Here is an 11,316-nt window from a genome sequence, read left to right as displayed (position 1 = left end):
CGTGGGGCTGGCCGACGCTCGCGCGGCGCGCGACCTCTATTTGAGTGGCGCTGACGGCCTGGATCTGGATGCGCTGCAGAACCGAATCGAAGCCCTGGACGCGTGGAATTGGGAGCAGCGCGTCGAAGAGACCTTGCATCGGCTGCACCTGGAAGGGGACGTCACCGTGGGTCAGCTCTCGGGAGGCAACAAGAAGCGCGTGGCCTTGGCGCAGGCGCTGGTGAGCCGCCCCGACGTGCTGCTGCTGGACGAGCCGACCAACCACTTGGACCTGGACAGCATCACCTGGCTGGAAGATCTGCTGCTGGAATACAAGGGCAGCGTGGTGACCATCAGTCACGACCGGGCCTTCCTGGACCGCGTGGCCACGCGCATGGTTGAACTGGACCGCGGGCGCCTGCTGAGCTACCCCGGCAATTTTGCCCAGTACCAGCTTCTGAAAGAAGAACAGGCGGCGCAGGAGGCCGTGATCAATGCCCGTGCCGACAAGCTGCTGGCCCAGGAAGAGGTGTGGATCCGTAAGGGCGTGGAAGCCCGCCGCACCCGCGCTCAAGGGCGCATCACCCGACTGGAGCGATTGCGTGAACAGCGCGCGCAGCGTCGCGACGCGGTCGGCAGCGTGAAGCTGGAGGTCGCCAGTGGCACCACCAGCGGCAAGATCGTGGCCGAACTGGAGAAGATCGGCAAATCCTTCCCCACGGCCAGCGGCGGCCAGCGCACGGTGATCCGCGACTTCACCGCCACCATCCTGCGTGGCGACAAGATCGGTCTGATCGGCCCCAACGGCGCGGGCAAGACGACACTGCTGAAAATCATCCTGGGCGAACTCGCACCCGACAGCGGCACGGTGCGCCAGGGCAGCAAACAAAGCGTGGCGTACTTTGACCAGATGCGCGACCAGATCGACCTCGACGCCACGCTGGAAGATTTCATCAGCCCGGGCAGCGAGTGGATCGAGATCGGCAACAAGCGCACCCACGTCAAGAGCTACCTGAGCGACTTCCTTTTCTCGCCGGCGCGGGCCAACGCGCCGGTACGCACGCTCTCGGGTGGCGAGCGCAACCGCCTGCTGCTGGCGCGCCTGTTTGCGCGCCCGGCCAACGTGCTGGTGCTGGACGAACCCACCAACGACCTGGACATCGACACGCTGGAGCTGCTGGAAGACCTGTTGCAGCAGTACGAAGGTACGGTGTTCCTGGTCAGCCACGACCGCCGCTTCCTGGACAACGTGGTCACCAGCACGCTGGTGGCCGAAGGCGACGGCCGCTGGCGTGAGTACGTGGGCGATGTGCAGGACTGGCTCACCCAATCGGCCCGGGCGGCGGAGCTGCAACGCGAACGGACGCCCGCAACAGCGCCGGCCGCAGCGCCCACACCCGCCCCAGCAGCACCCGCTGCCACCGCGCCCACCGCCAAACGCAAGCTCAGCTACAGGGAGCAGCGTGAATTCGACGCCCTGCCCGCGCTCCTGAAAAAGCTGGAAGCGGAGCAGGCAGAGATCGACGCCGCCCTGAACGGCGGTGCGCTGTTTGTCAGCGACGCGGCACGCGCGGCTCAATTGGGCGCCCGGCATGCCGAAATAGAAGCTGAATGGCTGCAGTCCATGGAGCGCTGGGAAGCGCTCGGCGGCAGCTGACCCTTTCCCCCGGGGTGCACAGCCACCCACACACCCATGCCCAACAGCGCCCAACGCATCGCCCTCGACCTGCAACGCACCTTGCAGGATCTGAAAGAAGAGCGCGAGCGCACGCGGGTGCTGATGGCCGAGCTCGACCGGCAGAACCATGAGCTGGACCGCCTGCGCAGCTCGGTGCACCGCGAATCCAACAGCCGTCTGCTGGCCGAAGAGGCCCTGGACGAGACGCGCGACCGCCTGCAGCTCGCGGTGGACGCCGCCCGGCTGGCACTGTGGGACTGGCAACTGCCCTCGCAACAGGTTTTTCTGACCGCGCGCTGGGGCGAGATGCTGGGCGACATCGCCATGGAAGGCCATTGGGACACCCGCGGCCTGCTTGACCGTGTGCACCCCGACGATCTCGCCCGTGTGGACGCCGTGACCCGCTCCCTGCTGAAAGGACAGCAGCAGCACGCGGTGTCGCAATACCGCGTGCGCACGGTCGATGGCTGGCTCTGGATCGAAAGCCACGCCATGGTGGCTGAACACGACGCCAAGGGCCGTCCCATCCGCCTGATGGGCACGCATGCCGACATCAGTGAACGCAAGCGCGTCGAAGCCCAGGGCGAGCGCGCACGCGAATTGGCCGAGCAGGCCAGCCGCGCCAAGAGCGAGTTCCTGGCCAACATCAGCCACGAGGTGCGCACACCACTCAACGCACTGATGGGCCTGACACGGCTGTTGATGGATTCGCCACTGAACCCGGAACAAAAGAGCTGGCTCGACCTGATGGACAGCTCGGCCCACGCGCTGCTGGCCCTGCTCAACGACGTGCTGGACCTCTCTCGCATCGAAGCGGGCAAGCTCAGCATCGAACACGTTCCCTTCAACCTGCGCGACACACTGGACGAAGTGAGTGCCCTTTATGCCGAACAGGCGCGTGCCAAGCCACTGGACTGGACCTTGCAAACCGCGCCTGACCTTCCGACGCAGATGCTTGGCGACCCGGGGCGGTTGCGCCAGGTGCTGGGCAACCTGCTGTCGAACGCGCTGAAGTTCACCCCGCGCGGCGGGCGCATCCGGGTCTCGGCCCAGGCACTGTCGGCCGCCGGCACAGGCCAGCGCCTGCTGCGCCTGCAGGTGCAGGACAGCGGTGTGGGCATTTCACCCAAGCAGCAGACCACGATTTTTGACGCCTTCACCCAGGCCGACGCCTCCACCGCGCGCCGCTTCGGCGGCAGCGGGCTGGGCCTGGCGATCTGCTCGCGCCTGGTCCAGCTCATGGGCGGAGGCATCGAGTTGCAAAGCGAGCTCGGCCAGGGCAGCACCTTCACGGTGACCCTGCCGCTCGGCGAGCCCGCCGTGCCTGACAAGGGTCCGCTGAGCGGGCCGGTGGAGCTGAACGGGGTGGCGCAAGCCGGCCAGCGTTTTGCCGGGCTGTGCGTGCTGGTCGCAGAAGATCACCCGGTCAATGAGCTGCTGATGAACCAGTTGCTGCAGCGCCTGGGCTGCACCGTGCGCAACGCTCGCGACGGCGATCGCGCGGTGCAGCAGTGGTCGCAAGGCGGGGTGGATCTCGTGCTGATGGATGTGCAGATGCCCGGCAGCAACGGGCTCGAAGCAACGCGGCGCATCCGCGAACTGGAAACCCTGAAGGGGCTGCCACACACACCGATCGTGGCGGTGACGGCCAACGCCATGATCGGCGACCGCGAGGCCTGCCTGGCCGCCGGCATGGACGGCTACACGCCCAAGCCGGTGGGTCCAAGGGCTCTGATGCATGCGATGGACGACGCGCTGCGGCGCATCTCGCTCCCTCCCGCACACGGCCTCCCGGTCGAATCCGCGCCACAGGCCAGCCAGCGCTCCCCGGCGACCGCCGGCGCCATCGACGTGAACAAACTGCGCCGCCGGCTCGACGGCGACGAGGCCACGCTGCGCCAGCTGGCGCACGCGATGCGCAGCGATCTGGCCGAGCGCCTGGAGCAGTTGCAAGCCGCCTTGTTGTCACAAGACCCCCACCTGGCCATCGCCCACGCGCATGGACTCAAGGGCTCGCTCGGCAGCATGACGGCCGAACGCGGCGCCCTGCTCTCCAAAGGACTGGAACTGGCCGCGCGTTCGCGCGACTGGAAGCTGTTCGAGCGCGCGCTGCCGCTGATGCAGACCGAAGCGCAGCAGATCGACACCGCGCTCGCCGCCTTGCTCAGCGAACCGCCAGCCGCCTGAACACCTTCCAGAACGCGGCGTCCTGCGTGGTCGCGAAGTTGATGCGCATCAGGGTGCTCGGCGCGCGCGCGGCGTGGAACAGCGCGCCGGGCGCGATCAGGTATCCCTCGTCCAGCATGCGCTGCGCCAGCGCTTCGGTGTCCACGCCCGTGTCCACCCAGCCAAACAGACCCGCCGGCTCCGACACGAAACGGCAGCCCGCCGCCTGCGCCAGCTTCACGCTGCGGCTGCGCGCTTCGTCGAGCCGCGCGCGGATGCGCTCGGCATGGCGCAGCAGCTGGCCCTGCTCGATGCAGTGCGCCAGCGCACGCTCCAGCAGGCTGGGCGTGGTCAGCGTGGTGAGCAGCTTGGTGTCGAGCAGGCGTTCCACCCAGTCGGGCGGCGCGACCAGGTAGCCCACGCGCCAGTTCGGCGCCAGGATCTTGGCGAAACCGCTCACGTAGATGGTGCGCTGCAGGCCATCGAGCACGCTCATGCGGGTGGCGTGCTCGGGTGCGATGTGGCCGTAGGTGTCGTCCTCCACCACGTAGAAACCGTGCTGCTGCGCGAGCTGCAGCACACGGTGCGCGCTGGCCGGCGAGAGGCTGTGGCCGGTCGGGTTGTGCAACACGCTCACGCTCACAAACAGCTTGGGCGCGTGTTCCTCGCAGTAGCGCGCCATCACCGCCAGATCGGGCCCGGCCGGGCCGCGCGGCACCGGCAGGATGCGCATGCCCATGGCATCGAGCCGGGCGAACTCGACGGCCCAGCCCGGCTCTTCCACCATCACGCAGTCGCCTGGTTTCAGCAGGGTGCGGCTCACGATGTCGAGCGCGTGCGTGGCCCCCACGGTGGTGATGATCTGGCCCGGCCCGGCGTGCAGGCCCAGGCTCTGCAGCCGCGTGGCCAGCACACGGCGCAACGCGCCATCACCCAGCGGTTCGCCGTAGCGCAGCGAGTTGTCGGCCAGCGCCTGCGGCGTGGTGACGCGGCGCACCGCGGCCTGCATGAAGGTGGAGGCCATCCAGTCGGGCGGGAAGGCGCCCATGCCGGGCTGTGGTTGCGAGCCCGGCGGGTGGAACATGCCGCGGATCAGCGCCGCCGCGTTCACCGGCGCGGCCATGCGGGCCGGCGCGTCGCTGGGCGCGGGCGCCGCCGGGCCGCCGCGCGGCGCCCGCTCGCGCACGAAAAAGCCGCGATAACGCTGCGCCTGCACCAGGCCCTGCGCCAGCAGCAGGTCGTAGGCCGCCACCACGGTGGACGGGCTCAGTCCCTGCTGGGCCGCACACTGGCGCACGCTGGGCAGGCGCGCGCCGGGCGCGAGCAGGCGGTCGCGGATGCGGGCGGCAAAACGCCCAGCCAGCTGCTCGGCCAGCGTCTGTGCCGCCGTGCGGCTGAGGGCGGGCGCGCTGGCGAGCGCGTCGGCGGGGCGGGTGTCGGGGGTGTTGAACATGGCGGTGTGTGGCCGGGGCAGACCATACAGTTGTTGAACTGAACACCTGAACTGTATGGCTGGTGTATGGCCGGACAAGGATAAAGTGATTGACATGCCGTCGCAAGCCCTTTTCACCCGCCACCGTCCCGTCTCCATGGCCACGCGGTGCGCGTGCGCAAAGGGCCGCGCATGACCGCCAGCGAGTTCAGCGCCCTGCTGGTGCTGGCCACGGCCACCAGCTTCACCCCGGGGCCCAACACCACGCTGTCCACCGCGCTCGCGGCCAACTTCGGCCTGCGGCATTCGCTGCGCTTCGTCTGCGCGGTGCCGGTGGGCTGGGGTCTGTTGCTGGCGCTGTGTGCGGGTGGGCTGGGCACGCTGATCGTGGCGCAGCCGGCCTTGCGATGGGCCATCCTGATCGGTGGCTGCGCCTACCTGCTGTGGATGGCGTGGAAACTCTGGGGCAGCCGCTCGCTCAGCCAGGTCAAGGCCGAGCGGCTGCAAGTCACGTTCGCGCAGGGCGTGGGCCTGCAGTTCCTCAACATCAAGGCCTGGATGCTGGCGCTGTCGATCGTGGCGGGCTGGATCGCCGGGCGGCCGGACGCGCTGGAGCGCTTCGTCCAGGTGCTGCCGCTGATGCTGGCCTTCGCGTTGTTCAGCAACCTGCTTTACGCCACCGTCGGTTCCCTGCTGCGCCACTGGCTGGCTGGGCCGGTGGTGGACGGCGTGGCCACGGGCGCACGCCTGCTGGTGTTCAATCGGATCATGGCCGGCGCGCTGGTGCTCACCGCAGCGTGGATGCTGGTGACAGGCATTGGGGGCCCGACATGAGCCACAGCACCGCGCTGCCCGCCCTGCCCAGCCACCGCGAACAGACCCTGGGCCTGTGGCTCGGCCTGATCGGCGTGGTGGTGTTCGCGCTCACCCTGCCCATGACGCGGCTGGCCACCGGCACGGCCGACGCGCCCCAGCTCTCGCCCTGGTTCGTCACCTGGGCGCGCGCTGCGCTGGCGGGCGGGCTCTCGGCCGTCTACCTGCTGGCGACGCGCTCGCCACTGCCGGCGCCCGAGCACCGCAAGCCGCTCGCGCTCTCGCTGCTGGGCAATGCCATCGGTTACCCGCTGCTGCTGGGCTGGGCGCTGCGCCACGTCACGGCCAGCCACGCCGCCGTGATCACCGCCCTGCTCCCGCTGGCCACCGCCGCCGCCGCGGCCTGGCTGCTGCACCAGCGTGCGCGACTGGGCTTCTGGCTGTTCGCCGGGCTCGGCAGCCTGCTGGTGGCGGCCTACAGCGTGCTGCGCGCGCACCAGCTCGGCCACGGTTTCGGCCTGGCCTGGGCCGACGGGCTGCTGGTGGGCGCCGTCATCGCCGCTGCGCTCGGCTACGTGGCGGGCGCCAAGGTCACGCCGGTGCTCGGCGCCGAGCGCGTGATCAGCTGGGTCTGCGTGATGGCGCTGCCGCTCACCGTGCCCGGCGCGCTGCTGACCTGGCCCGACCAACCCATCCACACCTCGGCCTGGCTCGCCCTGCTGTACGTGGGCGTGTTCTCCATGTGGACCGGCTTCTTCGCCTGGTTCCGTGGGCTGGCGCTGGGCGGCGCGTTGCGCGTGAGCCAGCTGCAGTTGCTGCAACCCTTCGTCAGCATCCTGGCCGCCGTGCCGCTGCTGGGAGAATCGCTGGATGCGATGACGCTGGGCTTTGCGCTCGCCGTGGTCGCCACCGTTTTCATGGGGCGCCGCATGGCCGCCCCAAAAATCAAAGGCCCACCATGAAAGCCGATTTCCTGGCCCTTCTGCAGGCCCTGCCGCAGGCGCCCGGCCCTGACTACCCGCAAGGCACCCCGTTCGTGCGGGCGCTGGCGCACGGCAGCATGCGCGTGGAACTGTTCGCGCCCGCCGCTTCGGGGCTCGGGCGCGACATTCAGCAGCCGCACGCGCAGGACGAGTTGTATGTGGTGCAGCACGGCACGTCGGGTTTCTGGCTTGAAGGACAGCGCTCACACGTGCAAACCGGCGACGTGCTGTTTGTGCCCGCGGGCGCCGCGCACCGCTTTGAAAATTTCAGCGACGATTTTGTCACTTGGGTCGTCTTTTACGGCCCCAACGGAGGAGAACAAGCATGACCTGGACCCTGGCCAAACGCGCCCACAAAATGAACCCATCGGTGATCCGCGAGATCCTGAAGGTGACCGAGAAGCCCGGCATCATCAGCTTTGCCGGAGGCCTGCCCTCGCCCAAGACCTTCCCGGTCGAGGCCTTCGCCGCCGCCTGCGAAACCGTGCTGCGCACCGACGGCCGTGCCGCGCTGCAATACGCCGCCAGTGAAGGCTACCGCCCGCTCTGCGAATGGGTCGCGGCCAGCATGCCCTGGGACGTGTCGGCCGATCAGGTGCTGATCACCACCGGCAGCCAGCAGGGCCTGGACCTGGTGGCCAAGGTGCTGATCGACGAAGGCAGCACCGTGCTGGTGGAAACGCCCACCTACCTCGGCGCGCTGCAGGCCTTCACGCCGATGGAACCAAACATCGTGAGCGTGGACAGCGATGCCGAAGGTGTGGACGTTGAAGACTTGGCCGCCAAGGCCGAGGGCGCACGGTTCCTCTACGTGCTGCCCAACTTCCAGAACCCCACCGGCCGCAGCATGAGCGAAGCACGCCGCCAGGCGCTGGTGGAGCGCGCCGCCGCCATCGGCCTGCCGCTGGTGGAAGACAACCCCTATGGCGACCTGTGGTTCGACCAGCCGCCCCCGAAGCCGCTGACCGCGCGCAACCCTGAGGGCTGCATCTACCTGGGTTCGTTCTCCAAGGTGCTCGCGCCGGGCCTGCGTCTCGGCTACGTGATCGCGCCCAAGGCCATCATGCCCAAACTCTTGCAGGCCAAGCAGGCGGCCGACCTGCACAGCCCCAGCTTCAACCAGCGCATGGTGTCCGAGGTGCTCAAGGACGGCTTCATCGACCGCCATGTGCCCACCATCCGCGCGCTCTACAAGAGCCAGTGCCATGCGATGCTGGAAGCGCTGCAGAAAGACATGGCCGGCCTGGACGTGGTGTGGAACACGCCCGACGGCGGCATGTTCCTCTGGGTGCGCCTGCCCGAAGGCATGAACGCCGTGGAGCTGCTGCCGAAGGCGGTGGACAAGGGCGTGGCCTTCGTGCCCGGCGCCGCGTTCTACGCCGACCACGCCGACCCGCGCACGCTGCGCCTGTCCTTCGTGACGGCGAGCGTGGAGCAGATCCACATCGGCATCGCGGCGCTGGCGCAGGCCATCCGCGAAGCGGCTCAAGGCTGATCGCCATGCTGCGCCTCTGGGGCCGCATCAGCTCGATCAATGTGCGCAAGGTGGTGCTGTGCGCGCAGGTGCTCGGGCTGGAGGTGGAGCGCATCGACGCGGGCCTGGCCTACGGCATCGTGAACACACCGGACTACCGCGCCCGGAACCCGAACGGCCTGGTGCCGCTGCTGGAAGACGGCGACTTCACGCTCTGGGAATCGAACGTGATCGTGCGCTACCTCTGTTGCCGCGAGGGCTCGTCCCTGTACCCGCAAGACCTCCGGCAGCGCTTCAACGCCGAGCGCTGGATGGACTGGCAGCAGACCGAGCTGAACCCGGCCGGCAGCCCCGCCTTCAAGCAGTGGGTCCGCACGCCGGTCGAACAGCGCAACCCGCAGGTCATTGCCGCGTCGGTGGCGGTTGCCGAGCCGCTGTTCAACCAACTGAATGAACACCTGTCGAGACAAGCCTTCATGGCCGGCGACGCGCTGAGCATGGCCGACATCCCCATCGCCTGCGAGGTGCACCGCTGGTGGGGCCTGCCGCAACCGCGCCCCGCGTGGCCGCACCTGGAACGCTGGTACGCGCAATGGCTCAGCTTGCCCGCGAGCCGTGGCGTGCTCGATCTCCCCCTGTCCTGACACCGGAAGCCCACCATGCAGCAACGCCCCCTTCGACAAGCTCAGGACAGGCCTTTCAAGCAAGTCGACGTGTTCACCGCCACGCCCTACCGCGGCAACCCGCTCGCGGTGGTGCTCGACGGCAGCGGCCTCTCGGTCGGCGAGATGCAGCACTTCACGAACTGGACCAACCTGTCGGAATGCACCTTCCTGCTGCCGCCATCGGACGAAGGCCGCGCGGCGGGAGCCGACTACCGCGTGCGCATCTTCTGCCCCGGCCGCGAGCTGCCGTTCGCCGGCCACCCCACGCTGGGCAGCTGCCACGCCTGGATCGAGGCCGGCGGTGTGCCGCAAGCTGAACACGTGGTGCAGGAGTGTGGCGTGGGGCTGGTGAAGCTCAAACGCGACGGGCAGCGCCTGGCTTTTGCCGCGCCGCCGCTGATCAAAAGCGGCCCATTGCCCGAAGAAGACGTGGCGCTGATCGCGCGTGGCCTGGGTGTGGCGCGCAGCGACATCACGGCCCACGCCTGGTGCGACAACGGGCCCAACTGGCGCGGCGTGATGCTGCAAAGCGCTGAGCAGGTGCTCGCGCTCAGGCCCGACGGCGCGGTGCTGGCCGGGCTGGACATTGGCGTGGTGGGGCCAAATTCGAAGGCCAGCGGTCAAAAGCCGCTGGGCGGCAAGATCGGCGTGGTCGGTGCCCGCGAGGAACACGACACACAGTTCGAGGTGCGCGCCTTTTTTCCCGGCAACAACGGCCTGTGCGAAGACCCGGTCACCGGCAGCCTGAACGCCGCGCTCGCGCAGTGGCTCATTGGTGCCGGCCTGGCGCCCGATCGCTACGTGGCCGCGCAGGGCACGGCGCTGGCGCGCGAGGGCCGTGTGTTCATTCAGCGGGACGCTGGCGGCACGGTCTGGGTCGGCGGCCAGTCCGTCACCTGCATCGACGGCGTCGTCACGCTCTGACACCAGCGCGGCCCCTGGAGCACCCCATGTCCGGCCACACCCCCCCCGACCACATCGCCGCGGCCGATGCGCCCACCCGCCAGAAGCCCTCCACCTACCCGGAGCCCTTCGCCTCGCGCATGGCCGGCCGGATCAAGCAACCCCTGGGCGACCTGTTTGGTCTGGGCCATTTCGGCGTCAACCGCACACGACTGATGCCCGGCGGGCAATCGGCGCTGCGGCACAGCCACACGCTGCAGGAGGAGTTCATCTACATCCTCCAGGGGCACCCCACGCTGCACACCGACACCGGACGGCACCGGCTGTCCCCGGGCGACTGTGCCGGGTTCCCGGCGGGCACGGACAACGGCCACTGCCTGATCAACGAGACCACCGAGGACGTGATCTACCTGGAGGTGGGGGACCGCACCCCGGGCGACGAGGGTCACTACCCCGACGACGACCTGCGAGCGCAATGGGTGGACGGCCGCTGGCGCTACACCCACAAAGACGGCTCACCCTACCCATGACGACCCACGCGCAGATCGACCACCTCGTGGTGGCCGCGCGCACGCTGGACGAAGGCGTGGCCTGGTGCGAGGCCACGCTGGGTGTGGTGCCCGGACCGGGCGGCGAACACGCCCTGTTCGGCACCCACAACCGGCTGCTGAGGCTGCACAGCGAGCAGGCCCCGCGCGCCTATCTGGAAATCATCTCGGTGAACCCGCAGGCCACGCCCACGCGCCCCGCCCCGCTGAAGCGCTGGTTCGACCTGGACGATCCAGCCTTGCGGGCGCGGCTGGCGCAGCAAGGGCCGCAGCTGGTGCACTGGGTGGCCAGCGTGCCCGACATCGACGCTGCCTCCGCGCGCCTGCGGGCCCTGGGCATCGAACGCGGTCCGGTGATCGCCGCGTCGCGCCCCACACCCTCGGGCCTGCTGCGGTGGCGCATCAGCGTGCGCGACGACGGCCAGCGCCTGTTCGACGGCGCACTGCCCACGCTGATCGAGTGGGGCGACACCCACCCCGCAGAGACCATGCCCGCCAGCGGGCTGGCGCTGCGCGGCCTCACGCTCCGTCACCCCGAAGCGCCCCGGCTGCGGCAGGCGCTGGACGCGATCGGCCTGGACGCCATGGCGGTGGCGGAAGACCCCGCCGCGCTCACCGCCTGGTTCGACACCCCCCTGGGCCCACGCACGCTGACCTCGGCCCCCTGACCCCCAC

At 69.3% G+C, this 11,316-nt stretch carries 11 protein-coding genes (1 of these 11 only partly in view); 10 read left to right on the top strand and 1 reads right to left on the bottom strand.

Going from position 1 to position 11,316, the window contains the following annotated elements; genetic code table 11:
* Both abc-f and IM738_RS24730 read left to right on the top strand, forming a co-directional pair.
* A protein-coding gene (gene abc-f / locus IM738_RS24735) for a ribosomal protection-like ABC-F family protein (protein WP_236963654.1) crosses the window boundary here: on the top strand, positions 1-1,636 show its 3' portion. 263 nt of this gene lie to the left of the window's left edge; only the last 1,636 of its 1,899 coding nucleotides appear in the window; its start codon lies beyond the left edge, outside the window; its stop codon occupies positions 1,634-1,636.
* Positions 1,637-1,672: 36 nt separating this feature from the next.
* The gene (locus tag IM738_RS24730; RefSeq protein WP_236963653.1) at positions 1,673-3,844 is read left to right on the top strand and encodes an ATP-binding protein; all 2,172 of its coding nucleotides are present in this window, start codon (positions 1,673-1,675) and stop codon (positions 3,842-3,844) included.
* Here IM738_RS24730 and IM738_RS24725 read toward each other — a convergent pair.
* Positions 3,822-5,276: an aminotransferase-like domain-containing protein gene (locus tag IM738_RS24725; protein ID WP_236963652.1), complete on the bottom strand. Its 1,455-nt coding sequence runs from the start codon at positions 5,274-5,276 to the stop codon at positions 3,822-3,824. The two genes, IM738_RS24730 and IM738_RS24725, sit on opposite strands and share 23 nt — an antisense overlap.
* Before the next feature lie 171 nt (positions 5,277-5,447).
* Here IM738_RS24725 and IM738_RS24720 point away from each other — a divergent pair, with 171 nt between their 5' ends.
* The 8 genes from IM738_RS24720 to IM738_RS24685 are packed head-to-tail and all read left to right on the top strand — an operon-like array spanning position 5,448 to position 11,309.
* Positions 5,448-6,089, top strand: a complete 642-nt coding sequence (locus IM738_RS24720) for a LysE family translocator (protein ID WP_236963651.1) — start codon at positions 5,448-5,450, stop codon at positions 6,087-6,089.
* Entirely contained in the window at positions 6,086-7,030 is a 945-nt protein-coding gene (locus tag IM738_RS24715; RefSeq protein WP_236963650.1) for a DMT family transporter, read from the top strand. The genes IM738_RS24720 and IM738_RS24715 overlap by 4 nt, the downstream gene beginning before the upstream one ends.
* The gene (locus IM738_RS24710) at positions 7,027-7,380 is read left to right on the top strand and encodes a cupin domain-containing protein (RefSeq protein WP_236963649.1); all 354 of its coding nucleotides are present in this window, start codon (positions 7,027-7,029) and stop codon (positions 7,378-7,380) included. The genes IM738_RS24715 and IM738_RS24710 overlap by 4 nt, the downstream gene beginning before the upstream one ends.
* Complete coding sequence (locus IM738_RS24705; protein WP_236963648.1) at positions 7,377-8,546, top strand: aminotransferase-like domain-containing protein; 1,170 nt, start codon at positions 7,377-7,379, stop codon at positions 8,544-8,546. The genes IM738_RS24710 and IM738_RS24705 overlap by 4 nt, the downstream gene beginning before the upstream one ends.
* A gap of 5 nt (positions 8,547-8,551) precedes the next feature.
* The gene (locus tag IM738_RS24700) at positions 8,552-9,169 is read left to right on the top strand and encodes a glutathione S-transferase family protein (RefSeq protein WP_236963647.1); all 618 of its coding nucleotides are present in this window, start codon (positions 8,552-8,554) and stop codon (positions 9,167-9,169) included.
* Between the two features lie 15 nt (positions 9,170-9,184).
* Positions 9,185-10,114 (top strand): PhzF family phenazine biosynthesis protein, encoded by a 930-nt coding sequence (locus IM738_RS24695; RefSeq protein ID WP_236963646.1) that lies wholly within the window; start codon positions 9,185-9,187, stop codon positions 10,112-10,114.
* Positions 10,115-10,140: 26 nt separating this feature from the next.
* Positions 10,141-10,623, top strand: coding sequence for a cupin domain-containing protein (locus IM738_RS24690; protein WP_236963645.1), 483 nt, complete (start codon positions 10,141-10,143; stop codon positions 10,621-10,623).
* On the top strand, positions 10,620-11,309 hold the full coding sequence (locus IM738_RS24685) for a VOC family protein (protein ID WP_236963644.1): 690 nt from the start codon (positions 10,620-10,622) through the stop codon (positions 11,307-11,309). Before IM738_RS24690 ends, IM738_RS24685 begins: the two co-directional genes overlap by 4 nt.
* Positions 11,310-11,316 lie beyond the last annotated feature (7 nt).

This window comes from Hydrogenophaga sp. SL48 (assembly GCF_021729865.1).
Classification (GTDB): domain Bacteria; phylum Pseudomonadota; class Gammaproteobacteria; order Burkholderiales; family Burkholderiaceae_C; genus Hydrogenophaga.
Note: the sequence above shows the minus strand (reverse complement) of the source record. Positions and strands in the feature narration are given on the sequence as shown.